This window comes from Collinsella sp. AF15-51 (assembly GCF_003462845.1).
Taxonomy (GTDB): Bacteria; Actinomycetota; Coriobacteriia; order Coriobacteriales; family Coriobacteriaceae; genus Collinsella.
The window spans coordinates 33,460-51,905 of sequence record NZ_QRYG01000016.1; the positions used below are offsets into that span (position 1 = coordinate 33,460).

15 protein-coding genes and 1 rRNA gene are annotated in these 18,446 nt (G+C 58.6%); 5 read left to right on the forward strand and 11 right to left on the reverse strand.

Annotation, left to right across the window (positions count from 1 at the left end; translation table 11 throughout):
• Window positions 1-408 precede the first annotated feature (408 nt).
• Together DWW51_RS07945 and DWW51_RS07950 are read left to right on the forward strand one after the other, a co-directional pair.
• Complete coding sequence (locus tag DWW51_RS07945) at window positions 409-1,419, forward strand: LacI family DNA-binding transcriptional regulator (RefSeq protein ID WP_231501611.1); 1,011 nt, start codon at window positions 409-411, stop codon at window positions 1,417-1,419.
• 119 nt (window positions 1,420-1,538) lie between these two features.
• Window positions 1,539-2,504, forward strand: a complete 966-nt coding sequence (locus tag DWW51_RS07950) for a DNA/RNA non-specific endonuclease (protein WP_117774124.1) — start codon at window positions 1,539-1,541, stop codon at window positions 2,502-2,504.
• A gap of 129 nt (window positions 2,505-2,633) precedes the next feature.
• Here DWW51_RS07950 and DWW51_RS07955 read toward each other — a convergent pair whose 3' ends face one another.
• From DWW51_RS07955 to DWW51_RS07970, 4 genes are all read right to left on the reverse strand, one after another.
• A complete protein-coding gene (locus DWW51_RS07955) occupies window positions 2,634-4,709 on the reverse strand; it encodes a translation factor GTPase family protein (RefSeq protein WP_117774125.1) in 2,076 nt (691 codons plus the stop codon).
• Window positions 4,710-5,006: 297 nt separating this feature from the next.
• Window positions 5,007-5,756: an amino acid ABC transporter ATP-binding protein gene (locus DWW51_RS07960; protein ID WP_197032225.1), complete on the reverse strand. Its 750-nt coding sequence runs from the start codon at window positions 5,754-5,756 to the stop codon at window positions 5,007-5,009.
• Window positions 5,757-5,944: 188 nt separating this feature from the next.
• Window positions 5,945-6,598, reverse strand: coding sequence for an amino acid ABC transporter permease (locus DWW51_RS07965; RefSeq protein WP_117774127.1), 654 nt, complete (start codon window positions 6,596-6,598; stop codon window positions 5,945-5,947).
• Entirely contained in the window at window positions 6,598-7,458 is an 861-nt protein-coding gene (locus tag DWW51_RS07970; RefSeq protein WP_117774128.1) for a transporter substrate-binding domain-containing protein, read from the reverse strand. Before DWW51_RS07970 ends, DWW51_RS07965 begins: the two co-directional genes overlap by 1 nt.
• Window positions 7,459-8,040: 582 nt before the next feature.
• On the opposite strand from DWW51_RS07970, the gene rlmD reads away from it, so the two are divergent.
• Window positions 8,041-9,255: a 23S rRNA (uracil(1939)-C(5))-methyltransferase RlmD gene (rlmD, locus tag DWW51_RS07975; protein WP_369832581.1), complete on the forward strand. Its 1,215-nt coding sequence runs from the start codon at window positions 8,041-8,043 to the stop codon at window positions 9,253-9,255.
• A gap of 65 nt (window positions 9,256-9,320) precedes the next feature.
• Here the strand turns inward: rlmD and DWW51_RS07980 are convergent, their stop codons facing one another.
• The 5 genes from DWW51_RS07980 to tilS form a co-directional block, all read right to left on the reverse strand.
• Window positions 9,321-10,142, reverse strand: coding sequence for a phosphatase (locus DWW51_RS07980; protein WP_117774130.1), 822 nt, complete (start codon window positions 10,140-10,142; stop codon window positions 9,321-9,323).
• A gap of 165 nt (window positions 10,143-10,307) precedes the next feature.
• Complete coding sequence (locus DWW51_RS07985) at window positions 10,308-11,492, reverse strand: pyridoxal phosphate-dependent aminotransferase (protein ID WP_117774131.1); 1,185 nt, start codon at window positions 11,490-11,492, stop codon at window positions 10,308-10,310.
• A 166-nt stretch (window positions 11,493-11,658) separates the two neighbouring features.
• A complete protein-coding gene (ftsH, locus tag DWW51_RS07990) occupies window positions 11,659-13,797 on the reverse strand; it encodes an ATP-dependent zinc metalloprotease FtsH (protein ID WP_117774132.1) in 2,139 nt (712 codons plus the stop codon).
• Between the two features lies 1 nt (window position 13,798).
• Entirely contained in the window at window positions 13,799-14,347 is a 549-nt protein-coding gene (gene hpt, locus DWW51_RS07995) for a hypoxanthine phosphoribosyltransferase (RefSeq protein ID WP_117774133.1), read from the reverse strand.
• A gap of 147 nt (window positions 14,348-14,494) precedes the next feature.
• Window positions 14,495-16,036, reverse strand: coding sequence for a tRNA lysidine(34) synthetase TilS (gene tilS / locus DWW51_RS08000; protein ID WP_197032221.1), 1,542 nt, complete (start codon window positions 16,034-16,036; stop codon window positions 14,495-14,497).
• Between the two features lie 48 nt (window positions 16,037-16,084).
• Between tilS and DWW51_RS08005 the strand changes: the two genes are divergently transcribed.
• Window positions 16,085-16,894 carry an MBL fold metallo-hydrolase gene (locus tag DWW51_RS08005; protein WP_197032222.1) on the forward strand — a complete coding sequence of 270 codons (810 nt, stop codon included), beginning with the start codon at window positions 16,085-16,087 and terminating at the stop codon, window positions 16,892-16,894.
• An 82-nt stretch (window positions 16,895-16,976) separates the two neighbouring features.
• Here DWW51_RS08005 and DWW51_RS08010 read toward each other — a convergent pair whose 3' ends face one another.
• Window positions 16,977-17,408 carry an Hsp20/alpha crystallin family protein gene (locus DWW51_RS08010; RefSeq protein ID WP_035138719.1) on the reverse strand — a complete coding sequence of 144 codons (432 nt, stop codon included), beginning with the start codon at window positions 17,406-17,408 and terminating at the stop codon, window positions 16,977-16,979.
• Between the two features lie 277 nt (window positions 17,409-17,685).
• On the opposite strand from DWW51_RS08010, the gene DWW51_RS10185 reads away from it, so the two are divergent.
• Window positions 17,686-18,153 carry a hypothetical protein gene (locus DWW51_RS10185; RefSeq protein WP_147344065.1) on the forward strand — a complete coding sequence of 156 codons (468 nt, stop codon included), beginning with the start codon at window positions 17,686-17,688 and terminating at the stop codon, window positions 18,151-18,153.
• Between the two features lie 131 nt (window positions 18,154-18,284).
• Here DWW51_RS10185 and rrf read toward each other — a convergent pair.
• Window positions 18,285-18,400 (reverse strand): 5S ribosomal RNA (rrf, locus tag DWW51_RS08015).
• Window positions 18,401-18,446: the final 46 nt, after the last annotated feature.

Here is an 18,446-nt window from a genome sequence, read left to right on the forward strand (position 1 = left end):
CTCTTTTCATAGAGTTGCGTGCGCAAGACACCGTTTGCGGAGGCCTCCGGAGCATCCCCTGCCGTTTGGACTTGCTGTCTTTTCGACAAGACCAATATAGGTGCTTAATTTTCTTAATGCCAGCTTATTTCGGTAAACGCGCAGGTCAGAGCGTTGGTTACGCTATTTAGTTATGCGTTTAACCAAAAATGAATCCTGCGATTTTACCCTCGATTTCAAAAGTCAAGAAGTATTTGATTTTCTCGGTAGACGGCAGATACGCATGCCGGTCACAAATTTCGACCCCACCCGTATACCGCATTTGTTGCATACTCATATGAAAGGAGAAAGCCGCTCACCGAAGCGCATCCCTCACCAAGACTCAAAGTCATCATGTTGGAAAATGCTCATCTGTCGGAAGGAGTCGCTGTGGCAAAACAGCGCGTTACGATTGCAGACGTCGCTCGAGAGGCGGGAACCTCGACGGCAAGCGTCTCGTATTACCTCAACGACAAACGAGAAAAGCTTAGCGAAAAGACGCAGAACAAAATCGCGCGCGTCATTAAGGAACTCGGATACGTTCCCAACGCCCAAGCGCAGACGCTCACCGGCAAGCAAACCCACGTCATTGCCATCATCATTTTGGATAACACCAACAAATGGGCGGGGCTCGTTCTCAATGGCATGGAGCAGGTCATGCTCCCCGCGGGCTACCAGACGGTCGTTTGCACGAGCAACTTTAACCCCGAGACCGAGCTCATGTACGTCGACAAGATGCTCTCGCTGGGCGTCGATGGCTTTATCATCCAGCCCACGGCAAATTTCAAGGCCGTGCACGACCGCATTAGACGCGCCGGCAAGCCCGTCGTCTTTTTTGACGCGGCCATCTACAGCCCAGGCACCAGCTGGATCAAAACCAACCTCTACGACGGCGTGTACAACGCCACACAGGCACTCCTCGACGCCGGCTACGAAGATTTCTTTTCCATTGCCGCCAACATGACCGAGATGCGCACCCGCATGGAGCGTTTTCAGGGGTATGCCGAGGCGCTGGCAGCGAACGGACAGCTCTACAAAGCGATTCCCATCGACCACAACAAGCCGTCAATCAACGAGCTTACCGAGTACTTTAAATTCAAGTTTAATCCCGCCAAGCGTACGCTCATCTTTGTCCAAAACCAATGGGCGCTCCCCCGCGTCTACAAGGCCCTCCAACCCATGGCCCATCTGCTTCCGCAGCAAATAGGTCTTTTGGGACTCAACTGCGAAGACTGGACTAATCTCACCACACCGACCGTCTCCACCATCATCGAGCCCGTCGACCAGGAAGGCAGGGAGGCGGCCGAGATGCTGCTCGCCTTGCTTGATGGCAGCAGCCAACCCGGCGAGCAGCGCATTCTCGAGTGCAAGCTCAACTGGCTCGACTCCACCTCGATCTAGACCGCGGGACAAATAAATCAGGAGTGTTTGTCCCAAATCTTAAGTATTTGTTCGACAGAACGGCCCCTGTCGGCTCCTGCTAGACTGGTAGATTCGCAACCGACTACCCAGGAGCCCCCATGTCGCGCAAGTCCGCCTACAAGCAAGTACTTTCCATCGGCACCGCCGTGGTGCTGGGATTTGCGCTGTTTACAGGATCTCTCGACGGGGCACCCAAGCTGTTGTCGTCGCAAAGCGATGAGCAGGCGGCGGCTCTAGCCGAGAAGCAAAGCGAGAGCCCCAACCGCACCGACGACGAAGCGGACTTGGTCGCCCGGCTCGAATCGGGAACAGCGAGCTCCGAGGACTCCGGCGATGGCTCCGAATCCGCCACGACCAACACCAACGGCAACGTTGCCGAGGACAGCTCCACCACTCCCATCGACGAGGTCGAAAATCCCGATCTCGACCGCGCGCGCGGCGTTTACCTCACCAGCATTCCCGACTACGCCGGCAACCCCTACGTTGCCCTTCGCGCCGATAGCACGCACCCGTTGGGCACGCCGTCATTCACACTCGATGAATACGAGCGCGCTACAGAAGAGGGCTGCTTTAAGAAGTTCTCTAAACTCGACAGCCTGGGCCGTACCCGCAAAGCACTCGCCTGCATAGGACCCGAATCGCTCGGTCAGGGCAAGCGCGGCGATATCTCGCGTATCCACCCCGCCGGATGGCACCAGCAGCGCTACGACTTTATTCCAGGCCAGAGCCTCTATAACCGCTGCCACCTTATCGCTTGGTCGCTCTGCGGCGAAAACGCCAACCGCAAAAATCTCCTGACCGGCACGCGTTATCTCAACGAAACGGGCATGCTGCCCTTTGAGGAGCAGATCCTCGGCTACATCCGCGACACTGGCAACCATGTGCTCTACCGCGTCACGCCCATGTACAACGAAGAGGAACTCGTCTGCCGCGGCGTGCGCCTTGAGGCCCAATCGGTCGAGGACCACGGCAAGACCCTCTGCTTCCACGTATATTGCTACAACCTGCAGCCGCATGTGCGGATCGACTACGCCACCGGCCGCAATCAGGCCTCGGGAGACTAGGGCCGACCAAGCTGTCCCAAAACCTAAAATGATCCGTTCTCCTCCGTCCCCCGGGGATCAAAAAGGGCCGCTCTGGATTGCCCAGAGCGGCCCTTGCACCGGCATGTATGTTGCAGGCAACGCCATACGCTACTTGGCGCGACCCTCCTCATAGCGCTCGACCAGCTTGGCCTGAACGTCATAAGGCACCTGCTCATAGCCTGCAGGCTTCATGGTAAAGTCGCCCGTGCCGCGCGTGATGGAGCGCAGGCGCGTCGAGTAATCCGTCAGCTCGGCCAGCGGCGCCTGGGCAATGACCACGGTGTCTCCGCGCTCATCGGTCTCCATGCCCGTCACGCGACCGCGCGAGGCCGAGATGTCGCCCATCACGGCGCCGGCGTAGCTCTCGGGGATGGTCACCGTGATTTCCTCGATGGGCTCCAGCACCACCGGGTCGGCATCGGCGCATGCCTTGCGCAGGCCGATGCGAGCCGCCGCGCGGAACGCCATCTCGTTGGAGTCGACGCTGTGATACGAGCCATCGTACACAGCCACGCGAATGCCCGTGAGCGGGTAGCCGGCGATGATGCCGTCCTTCATAGTCTCCTGGACGCCCTTGTCCACGGCAGGGATCAGCGAGCGCGGAATGCGGCCGCCCACGACCTCGTCTACGAACTCATAACCGTCGCTCGTACCGTCGGCGGTAATCATCGGCTCCACACGCAGCCAGCAGTCACCATACTGGCCGGCGCCGCCGGTCTGCTTCTTATGACGACCCTGGGCACTTGCCGTGCGGCGGATGGTCTCGCGATACGGGATACGGATCGGCACGCTCTTGGCAGCGACCTTGGTGCGGTCCTCCAGACGATTGAGCAGGACCGAAACCTGTGCCTCGCCCACCGCCGAAATGATGGTCTGGCCGGTCTCCTCGTCGCGGTCGATGCTCATGGTCGGATCGGCCTTACAAGCCTTCTCGATAAACGTGTAGAGCTTCTCTTCGTCGCCGCGATTCTCGGCCTCGATGGCGATGCGGTACTGCGAGTTGGGGAACTTAAACGCCGCCGCCTCGACCTTACCGGTAATGGAGAGCGTATCGCCCGTCTCGGCAGCCAGCTTGGGCGCCACGATAATATCGCCGGCATAGGCGTGACCGACTTCGGTCATGTCGCGGCCGCACATCACATACAGGTGAGCCAGACGCTCGCCCTTGCGCGTGCGCGCATTGACCAGCTCAAGGCCCGGCTCAAGCGTGCCCGTCAGCACCTTGATAAAGCTGATACGACCCTGCTGCGGATCGGCCAGGGTCTTAAACACAAACGCCACCGGGCGGTCGTCATCGCTCGAGATCTTGAGCGAATCGCCGTCGATGAGCGGCATCTCACCGTAGTCCGTCGGCGCCGGGAAGTACGTGGCGATGTCGTCCATCAGCGAGTTGACGCCCTGCTCCTTAATGCAATCGCCCGCAAAGACCGGCACAAAGATGCGCTCGGCAATCGCCTTCGACAGCAGGCCCTCGAGCTCCTCCTGCGTCAGCGTCTCCTCGCCTTCCAAGTACTTCATCATCAGTTCGTCGTCAGCCTCGGCCACCAGCTCGCACAGATGGTCATGGGCTTCCTCGGCCTGGGCACGATACTCCTCGGGAATCTCCGACTCAACGGCCTCGGCGCCGTTGCAGTGGCGTGCCTTCATGCGTACCAGGTCGATGATGCCGTCAAAGTCCTCGCCCTCGCCCCAGGGAAGGGTCACGGCGCCCAGGCGCGTACCAAAGCGCTCCTGCAGCAGGTCCATCGTAGTCGCAAAGCTGGCCTCGGAGCGCGACAGGCGGTTTACAAACACCGCACGCGCCAGACGCAGGTCCTCGGCGGCATACCAGAGTTTAACCGTTGTAGGCTGCGGGCCGGCCTCGGCGTCGACCACAAACAGAGCCGTCTCGCAGACGCTCATCGCGGCATAGGCGTCGCCGATAAAATCGGGATAGCACGGGGCATCGAGCACATTGATGCGCGCGCCCTTCCAGTCTATCGGCGCAATGGTCGTCGAGATGGAAAATGCACGCTTGACCTCTTCGGGGTCATAGTCGAGCGTGGGCTTGGTGCCGTCGTGGCCGCCCAGGCGGGCGGTCTTGCCGGAAAGGTGGAGCATGGCCTCGGCGAGTGAAGTCTTGCCCACCCCGCCTTGGCCTACGAGCACCACGTTCCTTACGTTACCGGTCTTGGGAGCACCCATGATGACCTCCTTGCAGGGCCGCGCGCAATGCGCGACGCCAACGGGGAGAGTTCGCGGTCGGTGCCGTCCCGGAAGCAGCATGGTCGGCAGCCGAGCCGGCTCACCCTCCAAATGTCCTATGCCACCACCCTACCCTCACGGGTGACTGCCCATGCACACCTTTCGGCGCACGTATGAATACAGGCGGCGAGAGGACAGGGCAAGCATGCCAGGCGATTATTAAACCCCATCGATACAAATAAAAGCCGTCGCAGACCATAAGACCTGCGGCGGCTTCTTCTCAATACATAGCTGAGCCTAGCCCTCGATACGGCTCAAGAACTCACGGGTGCGCTGCTCACGCGGATGGTCGATAACCTGCTCGGCAGGACCCTCCTCGACAATGCGACCGCCGTCCATAAAGACCACGCGGTCGGCAACATCGCGCGCAAACTGCATCGCATGGGTCACGATCACCATCGTCATATTCTGCGCGGCAAGGTCTTTAATGACACGTAGCACCTCGGCCGTTAGCTCGGGATCGAGCGCCGAGGTCGGCTCGTCAAAGAACAAGATCTCCGGGTCGAGCGCCAAGGCGCGGGCGATACTCACACGCTGTTGCTGACCGCCCGAAAGCTCACATGGCACCTTGTTCTCGTTTCCCGCAAGCCCCATCTGCGCGATCAACTCACGCGCACGTGCTTCGGCCTGCTCGCGCGGGCGTTTGAGCACGCGAATCGGAGCATCGGTGATGTTTTTCATCACGGTATAGTGCGGAAACAGATTGTAGTTCTGAAACACCAGGCCAAATCGCGAGCGTGCCTGCTTGGGCACGTCGCCTTTCGCATATACCGCACCCGATCCCGCGTCCGTCGCAACGGCAAGGTCGCCAAACGAGAGCGATCCTCCGTCGAGCGTCTCGAGCAGCGTGGCACACCGCAGCAGCGTAGACTTACCGCCGCCCGAAGGCCCGATAATCGCCACAACCTCACCGCGCTTGACCTCGAGCGAGATATCCTTGAGCACCTCATAGCCGCCAAACGCCTTACGCGCGTTCGATATATTCATTACCGTTCCGGACACGGGAGCCTCCATGTGTTTAAAGAGTCAGCGAGCGTGTGACTGGCGAGACAATGTGCTCCGAAAGAGGAGCGCCGCGTACTTCTGTACGCAAGCGACGGTTTGAGGAGCAGATTGGCCGTCAGGCACGCGCGCAGCGTCGAGCAGTCCGCCGTTCGTTAGAACGGCGGAACGATCTAGTCATGATAATAGTCCAGCTTCTTTTCGGCGGCGCCCAGCAGCATCTCGACCACAAAGTTAAAGACCCAGTAGATCAGCGCCGCAATCGCAAACGGCACCATGCTCACTTGCGAGGCAACCAGCGCCTTGGCCGTCGAGAACATCTCCCCCACGCCGATGGCAAACGCCAGCGACGTGTCTTTGACCAGCGTGATGATCTCATTGCCCATCGCCGGCAAAATGCGCTTGGCGACTTGCGGCATCACGATATACAGAAACGTCTGCATACGCGAATAGCCCAGCACCTCGGCTGCCTCGTATTGACCGCATGGAATGGACTGCAAGCCCGAGCGATAAATCTCGGCAAAGTAGCCGGCGTAGTTGATGATGAATGCCACGACGCACGCCGTCCATTTGGAATCGGGCGTGAGCGAGATGCCGAACACGTAGTACGGGGCAAAGTAGATGGCAAACATCTGCAGCATGAGCGGCGTACCGCGCATCACCGAAATATAGATGCGCGCGATCCAGCGAAGCGGCGCGATCTTACTCATACGCATAAACGCCACGGGGATTCCCAACGGAATCGATCCGAGCAGCGTCAGCACAAACAACTGCAAGCTGACCAAGAACCCCTGGCCAAGCATCTGCATCATGACCTGAATAGACATTACTTGAGCACCCAATTATCGAAAGATAGACCATAGCTTGAATACTTATCGCAGAGGTCCTTGACCGTACCGTCCTCATAGAGCGCCTTGAGCGACTCGGTCACGGCGTCGGCCGACTTGGTGTCGCCCTTCTTAAAGCCGACGGCGTAGTGCTCGCTGGACAGCGGCTCATCAAGCTGCGTATAGGCATCGGGCTTGGCGGCAAGCTGATACTGGGCAATCGAAAGGTCGCAAGCCACGGCATCGACCGCGCCGCTCTCGAGCTGCATAAAGGCCGTGTTGTACTCGCCGATGGTGTCGAGCGTGGCAAACGTCGCCGCCAGATCCTTCTGGTCACCCTCGAGCACGTCCTGAGCGGCGGAATCGGTCTGGGTAATCACGGTCTTTCCAGCAAGATCGTCCCAGCTTTTGATGCCCGCGTCCTTCTTGACCACCAGCACCTGCTCGTTGAGCATGTACGGATCTGAGAATGCATAGTCGTCCTCGCGGCCCTCCATGGTAAAGCCGTTCCAGATGCAGTTGATGGCACCCGAGTTGAGCAGCGTGTCCTTAGCGTCCCAGTCGATGGCCTCGTATTTGACCTCCCAGCCTTGCTTATCGGCAACAGCCTTGGCCAGATCGAGATCAAAGCCGGTGTACTCGCCGTCGTCGCCCACAAAGCCGTACGGAGGATAGGACTTATCAAAGCCCACCACGAGCTTCTTGGACTCCGCAGCGCCCTTCACATCCTTGGCCGCGGCAGAGCCAGCAGCGGAGCCCTTGCCGGCACCACCGCCGCAGCCGACAAGACCAAGGCCAAGCACCGTGGCAAACGAGCCGGCTAGACCAACAAACTGACGACGAGACATATCGGTATTCATGGTATTCCCCCTTGGTGGCACTTTAGTTAAGTAAAGTGAGTCGTGTAACGTCCAGAATCATACACTTTACCTTGATAGAGTACAAGGGAGGGTTTGCCAGGCGCGGACGGGGAGCGGCGCATAATTAAGTTTCCTGCTCTACAGTCCTGCGCAAGACGGAAAGCACATTAAGTGCTTTCCTTTGCGTGCGGAACTCGCGATAAACTTAATTATGCGCCGCTCCCCGTCCGCGCCTGGCAAACGTCGTTGGACTTATCACTGACAGGAAATGACCGCTTGCATATCGCCCGCTGGCTTGGCACGGTACAATGCTTGCAGCTTTTAATTCATGAATTAGTGGAGTTATTGATGGCAGAATCTCGTGCGGAGCGTAGGGCTCGTCGTGCTTTGGTGGAAGCGGCTGAGGGGTCAAAAGAGGAGAAATCCTCTACGAAATCCAAGTCTTCTAAAGCTGCAAAAAGCAAGTCGGCTAAGGGCAAGACTAAGGCCAAGCGCCCCGGCTCTCGTCGGAGCGAGGACAAGGCATCTCAGACTCGCACCAAGCGCCCACATAAAGATTCGGTTTCGCCTGCGCGTAAGGCTGTGGACCCCAAGTCTCCCTGTTCCATCATGAAAGCTTGTGGTGGGTGTACGGCGCTCAATCGTCCTTATAAGAAGCAGCTAGCAGCCAAGCAGGCTGCTATGGAGGAGCTTTTTGCCGCTCTTTGCGATCGCGAGGGCATAACCGTCGATCCCATTCGCGGTATGGGCGTCACCCTGGGTGATCCGGGCAAATATCCTGCGCCGCGCGGTTTTCGCCATAAGGCCGCCACTCCCTTTGCCCCTGGCAAAGAGGGCGCTGTCCGCTGCGGCTTTTTTGAGCGCGGCACGCACAGAATCGTTGCCGTTCCCGAATGCCCCGTTGAGGCACCGGGCACCCGACAGGTCCTCAACGGCATCGCGCGCGAGGCCGAACGTCTGCACATTCCCGCCTTTAACGAAGACAAGCACCTGGGCTTGCTTCGCTATGCCGTCGTTCGCTGTGGCTGGCGCACCGACCACATCATGGTCACCCTCGTGACCGCCCAGCGCGACCTGCCGCATGCACAGGATTTCTTTGAGGCCGTCGCCGCGCTCGATCCGCGCATCGTCACCGTCGCCCAAAACATCAACGGACGCCCTGGCAACGCCATCCTGGGTGAGGAAACCCGCATCGTGTATGGCGCCGAGTGCATGCGCGACCAGCTACTCGGCTGCGAGTTCGACATCTCCCCCACCGCGTTCTACCAGACCAACCCGCAGCAGACCGAGCTGCTCTACCAGCTCGCTATCGACGGCATGGATCTGCACCAAGGCGATGTGCTTATGGATGCTTACTGCGGCAGTGGCACCATCGGTCTTTGCGCAGCTAAAGAAGCCCAGAACAAGGGTATCGGCATCATGCTGCTCGGCGTAGAGCGCAACCCGGCAGGCATTGCCGATGCACGCCGCAATGCCGAGCTCAACGGTCTCACCCGCAGCGCCTGGTTTATGGCCGACGATGCCACCGATTACATCCTAGATGCCGCCGACAACAACGAGCGCGTCGATGTCCTTTCCATCGACCCGCCGCGCGCCGGCTCCACCCCCGAGTTCCTCGAAGCCGCCTGCGCACTTAAGCCGCGCCGCATCACCTATATCAGCTGCAACCCCGTGACCCAAGAGCGCGACCTGCACCAGCTCCTCGACGGAGGCTATCGCCTGCTCAAGATCACGCCCGTCGACATGTTCCCCCACACCGACCATACCGAAACCGTAGCGGTCCTCGAACGCCGCTAATTCTCCGGCACAAGAAAGGGGGCGGCCCGCCTGGACCGCCCCCTTCGCTTGGTTTATAAACTCCGCTACATCCCCTTGCGCAGGTCGCACACGCCGGCTGCAGCCATCTCGCGCAGCAGCGTCTCGCGGTCGCGCGTCACGATCAGGTCCAGCGGGAAGTGAATCTCGTCGAGCATCTTGCGCGCCTGGTCGAGCTTGCCAATCGCCATGCCAATATGCGCATCGGTCGAAACGCCAATCCCCACGCCCAGCTCGGCGCAACGCTCGGCAATCTCACGACACACGTTCCAATGCTCGGCATCCGTGCCATGCTCAAGGCTGTGGTTGTTGATCTCGATGATCTTGTGCTTGGCCTTGGCCGCCAGCAGTACCTCATCGATATCGAACGGCACGCCCGAACGACCCGTGTGGCCCAGCATGAACACCTTGGGGTGTTCCAAGGCATTGATATACATCTCAGTCGTCCGGGCCGGCGTCGCGCCCTCAGCAATCTGCGGATTATGCACGCTTGCAACCAAATAATCCAAATTACGCGTAACCAAATCGAACAGCGAATGCTGACGGCTGTACGAATCGCCGGCAATATCGAGCGTGACAGGAACGTCCTCGCCAAACAGGCTTCCATCCAGCGAAACGATATCAGCCTCGGCACCACGCAGCACCAGCACGCCGCTCCAAATGCGCGGCCAGATATTCTGGTTGATAAAGAACTGGTAACTGCGCAGGTCATTAGGGCAAGCCGAAACCATAGAGCTCAGATGGTCGGCAGATCCGAGCACCTGCAGGCCACGCTCTGCCGCCCAGTACACATTCTCCTCAATGGTCGAATATGCATGCGCAGAGAACATCGTATGGGTATGAATGTCACAAGAAAGCAGGTAGGGCATCGGGTCTCCTTATCTGGCATGGCCGTCGCTTATATTCATTGTACGCATAGCCTTCGATAGTCGTAAAACCGCTCCATCCCAATGACACAACGTCCATGACAACGGGGTCCGGCTTAACACCAAACCCCGTTTCACGTAAAACATTGCAGGCAGAGCGCTTTACTTTTAACGATACTCGTCCGCCAACCGTTTCCAAGCGGGTAGCGAATTGATGATCGTTTCATAACTCACGCAATAACCCAGGCGGAACCAACCCGGCATGCCAAAACTGTCCGAGGGAACCGCAAGCAGCTCATACTTCTTGGCGCGCTCGCAAAACGCATTCGCATCGGGCTCGAGCGCCTTCACCCACAGGTAGAAAGCACCATCCGGCTCAACATAGGTATAGCCGTAGTCCGCCAAGGCGTCGGTGAGCGCCGTGCGGTTGCGTGCGTAGGCCTCAACGTCGCTCGGCTCATCGATACAATCGATGATCACGCGCTGGAAGAGCACCGGTGCACATACAAAACCCAGCGTACGGGCAGCACCCGCAACAGCCGGCATCAGACGCGCAGCCTGCGGATTGGTGTTGGGAACCAGGATCCAGCCAACGCGCTCACCAGGCAGCGACAGTGACTTAGAATACGAGTAGCACACCACGGTGTTCTCGTAGATCGAGGGGACCCAAGGCACCTCGGCACCGTATACAATCTCGCGATACGGTTCATCCGAGATAAGCATAATCGGGTTCTGGGGATCGCGCTTAGCGTTGACCTCGCGCAAAACATTGACCAGACGCGTCAGCGTGTCGCGCGTATACACGGCACCGGTCGGATTGTTTGGCGAGTCGATAATGACAGCGGCCGTCTTATCAGTGATCGCCTTGAGCACATTACCCACGCTCAGCTGGAACGTGTCTTCGTCGGCAAGCGCCTCGACACACGTGCAGCCGGCCTTCTCAATCCATACGCGATACTCCGGGAAGTACGGGGCGATAACAATGACCTCGTCGCCCGGGTTCGTAACGGCGTTGAGCGTGCAGGTGAGCGAAGCCGCGGCGCCCACCGTCATAAAGACGTCTTTGCCCTCATAGCTCGTGCCAAAGCGGCGGTTGAGCGATTCGGCGACGGCTGCTCGACATTGCGGCAGGCCCGGTGCGGGGGTGTAGCCGTGCAACTGGTCGCTTGGCAGCCCCAGGGCCTTCTTTATGGACTCCGCCACGGCAGCGGGCGCCGGAACACTCGGATTACCCAGCGAAAAATCGAATACGTTTTCTGCGCCGATCTGAGCCTTGCGCTCAAGGCCATAGCTAAAAATCTCACGGATGATGGAGCTTTCCGCACCGCGAGCATACATAGTTTCGTTGATCATCTGTTCCCCTTTCGCATAGGCGCTATTGTACGCTTTAGCCGAGCAAAGTGCCGCAGCAATGTGACCCGAAATTTATCGGCTTCACCCGTAAGCAGCGGGCAGTCTCCATATCGCCCAAAAGAAAAAGCCTCCGCAGGTTTCCCCGCGGAGGCTTTCGCCATAAAGACTATTTGTCGTCGTCGGCGCCGGCATCGGCGTTGACGGCACAGTCATCGCCAGCGTCATCGGATGCGACTTCGGCATCCTCCTGCATGGCCGCCTGCGCAAAAGCTGCGGCATCAGCCGCCAGCTCCTCCTCGCTCATACGAGGCGTGCGCTTTTTGGTCGGCATGCCGGCCGCCTTGGCATTGCGCTCCTCCTTGGCCGCCAGGATATCGCCCTCGCGCTCAAGGTAGGCATCCCATTCGTTGTCGAGCAGGGCGCTCACGGCATCACCCTCGACGGTCTCACGCTCAAGCAGCACCTTCGCCATCAGATCGAGCTGATCGCGACGGGCATCCAGGATCTCGACCGCTCGGCGATGGGCTTCGCGCATGATGCGCTGAACCTCAATATCGATGCGGCGCGCCGTCTCCTCGGAGTAATCCTGGTGATCGGCGTAATCGCGACCAAGGAACACCTGATGCTGAGCCTCGCCAAACACTTGCGTGCCCAGCTCCTCGCTCATGCCCAGACGCGTAACCATCTCGCGCGCCATCTTGGTCGCGCGCTCCAGGTCGTTGCTCGCGCCCGACGTGATGTCATCGCACATGAGCTCCTCGGCGACGCGGCCGCCCAAGAACACGGCAAGCTCGTCGAGCATCTCGTTCTTGGTCTTGAGGAAGTGATCCTCCTGCGGAAGCTGCAACGTGTAGCCCAGAGCCTGGCCGCGGCTGACAATCGAAATCTTATGAACCGGGTCGGAGTGCTCCAGGATGTGACCCACCAGGGCATGGCCGCTCTCATGGTAGGCAATCGTGGTGCGCTCGGCTTCGGTCATCACGCGACCCTTGCGTTGCGGTCCGGCAATCACGCGCTCCATCGACTCCTCGACCTCGTCCATCGAGATCACGGAACGATGACGGCGAGCGGCCAGCAGCGCAGACTCGTTGAGCAGGTTTGCCAAATCGGCACCGGTAAAGCCAACGGTCATCTGGGCGAGCTTCTCAAACTTAACGTCCTCGTCCACCGGCTTGTTCTCGGCATGCACGCGCAAGATCTGCTCGCGGCCCTTTACGTCCGGACGGTCGACCGTGACCTGGCGGTCAAAACGACCGGGGCGCAGCAATGCCGGGTCCAGAATATCGGGGCGGTTGGTTGCGGCGATCAGGATGACCGACTCGCTTTCCTCAAAACCGTCCATCTCGACCAGCAGCTGGTTGAGCGTCTGCTCGCGCTCGTCGTGGCCGCCGCCCAGACCGGCTCCGCGCTGACGTCCCACGGCATCGATCTCGTCAATAAAGATGATCGACGGAGCCTGGGACTTGGCTTCCTTAAAGAGGTCGCGCACGCGGCTGGCGCCGACACCCACGAACATCTCGACAAAGTCAGAACCCGAGATGCTAAAGAACGGCACGCCCGCCTCGCCGGCAACGGCCTTGGCCAGCAGTGTCTTACCGGTACCCGGAGGGCCAACCAGCAAAACGCCGCGCGGAATCTTGGCACCCAGCTTGCGATAGCGATCCGGATCGCTTAGGAAGTCGCGGATCTCCTCGAGCTCCTCGACGGCCTCGTCCACGCCGGCAACGTCTTCAAACTTGACCTTGGGACGTGTGGCCTCGTTGGTCTTGGCGTTGGTCTTGCCAAACTGCATGTTCCTGTTGTTGGCGCCCATCATCTGGCGCATAAAGTAGAACATGATGGCAATCAGGGCAATCGTCGGCAGCACGCTCATCGCCAGGTCGCCCCAAAAATCGGGATCGTTGGTGTTGACGATGTACTTGGTATCGGGGTGCTCCGCCATAAGCTCGGCAAGCGAATCGGAGCCGACATAGGTCGAGGAGAAGCTCTTGAGCTCACTCGTATCGCCCTTGTCCTTTTTTGTCTTCCAGTAATGACCCGCCACGCTTCCGTCTTGAACCGTATAGGTCAAATCTTCGACGCGGTCCTGCTTAATGGCGTTGACCATCTCGCTCGTCGCGAGCTTAACGGTATTGCTGGAATTGGCAAAGCCGGAGCCCATGTTAAAGAAGGCGTAGCCCAGAAGCGCGCAAGCCAAAATAAAATACAGCCAGCCCGTACGCGTGGGCTTCTTGCCTCCGGGCACCCCCGGGATCTTAGGCTCCCGGGGAGTCTGGGAATTGTTATCGTTACGGTCGTCGGGCATCTTACGAATAAACCTCCGGTTTCAAAATGCCCAGATACGGAAGGTTACGATAGCGCTCGGCATAGTCGAGGCCGTAGCCCACCACAAAGGCATCGGGGCAATGGGTTCCAACATACTTGGGCGTGATGGCCGAGGTACGGTCCTCAACGTCCTTCCACAGGAAGGCGGCGACCTCCAGAGAAGCGGGCTTGCGGCTCTCGAGGTTCTTCATCAGATACTTGAGCGTCAGGCCCGAGTCCAGAATGTCCTCGACGATCAGCACGTCGCGACCGCGGATGTCGATATCCAGGTCCTTAATGATACGCACGATACCCGAGGACTTCACGCCGTCACCATAGCTCGAAACAGCCATGAAATCTATGTTGGTCGGCAGCTCGATCTTGCGCATCAGGTCGCCCATAAAGACCACGGCGCCACGCAGGACCGCAATCAGCACCAGATCCTTACCCGCGTAGTCGCGAGTAATCTGCTCGCCTAGGCGAGAGACGATACCGTCGATATCCTCCTGCGTAAACAGAACCTTCTCGATATCCGGATGTTGAGAAGCCATGACAACCCTTTCTTGTGCTTATCGCCCACACACCGCCGTATGGACGCGAACTTCACATTCTAGCAGCGCACGGGGTATATTTTCCAGCCCGTACGCCATCAGCGCGGGAATACCGTCAACGTCGCACAGAATAGCTGGCGTGGGACGCTACTCCGCATCGACCACACGAAGCAGATATGCCACGCGCGTTGCGGCCGTGCATTTAAAACGCTCGTCCGTGCGAACGCCTGCGACCCATACTACGGTACCTCCCGGAGCCGTTCTTACCACAGGAACGCCTGCGCGCTCAGAAACGGGAATACGAGCCTCGTTGAGCAGGTCGGATACCTTCTTACTTCGCCCACTCATGCCCAACGGACACATCACATCCCCCGGCGCGGGACCGTCTACCCACAGACGCGCCAAACGCGCCTCGGCGGGAATCTCCCCGCGCGAGCCGGCGAGCATCCGTTCGTTATCGCGATCGGCAAAGCCCAGCGTCGCAGCATCCACCATCGCGACCACCCCTCCGGCACCCGCGAGTTCGCGGGCACGGCGCACAATATCACACCCCGGCTCGACGGCCATCGGCTCTGCCACAAGAATGCGGCCCGCCCCCAGCGGCAATCGACCGGGAATGGTGACCCAATCGGCAACTAATCCCTCGCGCGCCGCCGGAGCCTTGAATGACAGCATGCCAAACTCCACGCGCGCATCGATTCCCGCCGGCAGCGTGACCGAACCCGAGCCTTCGGCGACACAGGCGAGCACGCGCTCCACATGCCGCATCTCCGGGCGAGCGTCGGGGTCGATACGCTTAATTGCCAGTCGCACCATGCGCCGAGCAATCACCACCTCGGCCGCGGCCAGTCGGCGAGCGTCAAGAACCAGTGCACCCGCCGCCTCCTTACGCAGGCAGCTTCGAAACGCCTGTGCGGAAAGCTGGGAAAGAAAGGCATCCTCATCGCCCAAGATCTCGCAGGCGGCGCCAATCGTCTTACAGACACTCGCGTTGCGCTGCGCCACCACCGGCATCACTCGATGGCGCACATAGTTACGCAAGTATGACACGTCCTCGTTGCTCTCGTCCTCTCGCCACGGCTGACCATGCACCTGCAAATAGCCCACGAGCTCATCATGAGTCAGGTCGAGCAGGGGACGCACCACGATATTCCTCCGGCGAGGAATGCTCGATAGGCCAGCGGGCCCCGAACCCTTAATCGCGTTCATCAAAAACGTTTCCGCGCGATCCGAAGACGTGTGCGCAGTGCAGATACGAGCCGCCGTTCGCGGTGCCCCCGTCTGGACGCAGAGCTCGCGAACATACCTCCGCGCCGCGGCATAGCGCACCTCGCGGGCGGCCGCCTCGATATTGCCCGATTCATCATCAAAATAGGCATGCTCAACACACAGCGGCAAGCCATATTGTGCGCATAGGCCGCGCACAAAGGCCTCGTCGCCATCGGATGCCTCGCCGCGCAGGTGATGGTTCACATGCAGCACGTGTAGTCGCTCGCGCGCGATGGGGGCTACACCACGCCCATCCAGAATATCCAACTTTGATGTGCATGCCATAAGGAGCAAAGCCGTCGAGTCCGCACCACCTGATACCATGAGCACCACGGGGGCAGCCGTCTGCCGCGTTGCCAGGGCCCTATCATCGGCCCACGATGCAGCATGGTGTCCATAATGCTGAGATACCGTTGGCATTTGCTTCCTCCTCTATTCGTTCGCACCCATTGTATCCTTTGGAATATTATGTCTCGTCTGCACCTTCATATCCTTGGCAGCGGCTCAAAAGGCAACTGCGCGCTCATCGAAGGCCCCCGAGGGCTCATCATGATTGACGACGGTCTTTCTCGCCGCGAGACATTAAAGCGCATGGCAGAACTGGGGCTCTCGGCAGATAACGTCTCGGCTCTTCTCATCACTCATGAGCACAGCGACCACATCAAAGGTCTCGATGTCTGGTGCAAGCACTGGCACGGCCCCCTCTATGCCAGCAGGGGCACACTTTCGAGCAAAGAAAATCTTTCGTATCTGTCTGTCGAGGAGTTCGATCCCGGTGACACCCTATCCATTGCCGGCATCCACGTGCAAACCTACTCAACATCACACGATGTCATCAATCCAGTCGGCTATCGATTCGACGTCCTCGATGATTCTATCGGCTTTGCCACCGACACCGGAGAGCTATCAAGCCAAGCCATGAACACCCTCAAAGATTGTCGAGTCCTCGCGCTCGAAAGCAACCACGATGTGACCATGCTGCGCGAGGGAGAATATCCCCGCTTTCTTCAGGAGCGCATCCTGTCTGCAAGGGGGCACCTCTCCAACGACCAAGCCGCCGAAGCCGCGCGCGAACTCGTTACCGATCGCACCGAACAGCTCATTGCCATGCATATCAGCCAAGACAACAATCGCCCGAGCCTTACCGTCAAAAGCTATGCCAAAGCTCTAGCCGCAACCCTAGATGACGAGCTCGGCAGCTCCGCCACCCTTCTCCAAGGATCGCGAAAACTCTCGATACGCCCCGCAAGCCAGCATCGGCCAGCAACCATTCAATAGACTGTTCTAGACAGCAAAAGGGGCCGGGAATCGCTTCCCAGCCCCTTTTGTTGTCTTTTAATAGCGAAGAACACCAACGAAGTTAGTCGATGGAAATCTTCGTAACGTTCTTCTTCTCGACGATCTTGGGAACCGTAACGGTAAGGATGCCGTCAGCGTACTTAGCCGAGAGGCCCTCGCTCGAAGCGTCCTTTAGATACACGCCACGCGTTGCGCTGTACGAACTGAACTCCTTCTGCAGGAAGTTCTTGCCCTCGTTCTCCTCGTCTTCCTCGACATTCACGCTAATGGACAGGCGGCCCTCGTTAAGCTCGACATCGATATCGTCCTTGGCGACGCCGGTCAGATAAGCCTTGACCTCATAGCCATCGCCCTTATCCTCAACGTCAACGGGGAACGCCTTTGAGGCAATCGAGCTGTTCGCTAGGTCACTCATATCATCAAACAGATCGAACAGCGAGCTAGCAGAGGGACGAACGCCAAAAACCGAACGATAAGGAACCATGCTTGCCATGTTTACCACTCCTTTATAGGACTGCCGAGTCATCTTCTAGGTGACTGGGACTTCTTTTGACGCTCTTATATATGCCCACCCGGTGCTCATATATACACCGACTATAAAGTTTTTTGAGTCAGGCACCATAAGCATATCTAAGTGTATATGACTCAGGTTTTTGGAAGGTTAAGGTTCTTTGAACCAGAGCTTAAATAACGAGTATGTCCACAGCTACAAATAGCAAGGGGCTTACAATGAGCGCGTACACGTTGTTGGTAACGAGCTAAAGGGCATCATGGACGACCAAAACCAAAACAATATGTTTATGCCGACACAGGGGGAAGATACTTCCACGCAGCCGCCACGGTTCCATCGCCCTCACATCTCGCAAGAGCCCATTAATGATCCAGAGCCCGAGTATGTGACGAGAAATCGATATCAAACGCTCGAGGATACCCAAACGGGACGTAAGCATATGGGCGTCGCATCGGGCGATCCCGTATATCTGAAAGATGCACCGTTATCAAAAAACAGCGCAATCAATGACGACCCGACGGAAACGCGCATAACTCGGCAGCAAAGAGGTCCTCGACCCAAGCAAACCTTAACGCATTCGGCTCGTTATCTCGAAACGCCAAAACAAGGGAAAACGATCTTCGTTTCATCAAGTAAACGACGCAAACAGCATCGACTCCAATTCCTGCTTTTGATCATTGTGGTCATAGCGGTTGCCCGTGTGATTCGATGTATTGTCTTTAAATAAAAGCTCATCACCCGTAAGTCCAACCGGGTTACAGGTGAAATGCGACTATATTTTGAAGTGTTAACGCAAAAAGGGGGAGGCCGCGAGGCCTCCCCCCTTCTAAGTTCAATGACGGCTCGGTGCCGTCCACCGGTCAGCGGCGCCCTGGCCTCCCACGGGCTGGCCCCGCAGTACTCTCGGCGCGATGGGGCTTAGCTTCCGGGTTCGGAACGGGACCGGGCGTGCCCCCCATGCTCTGGCCGCTGACCGGTGGGCGGCGCCCACCGTTACGGTGTCCTGGGTCTCATCTACGT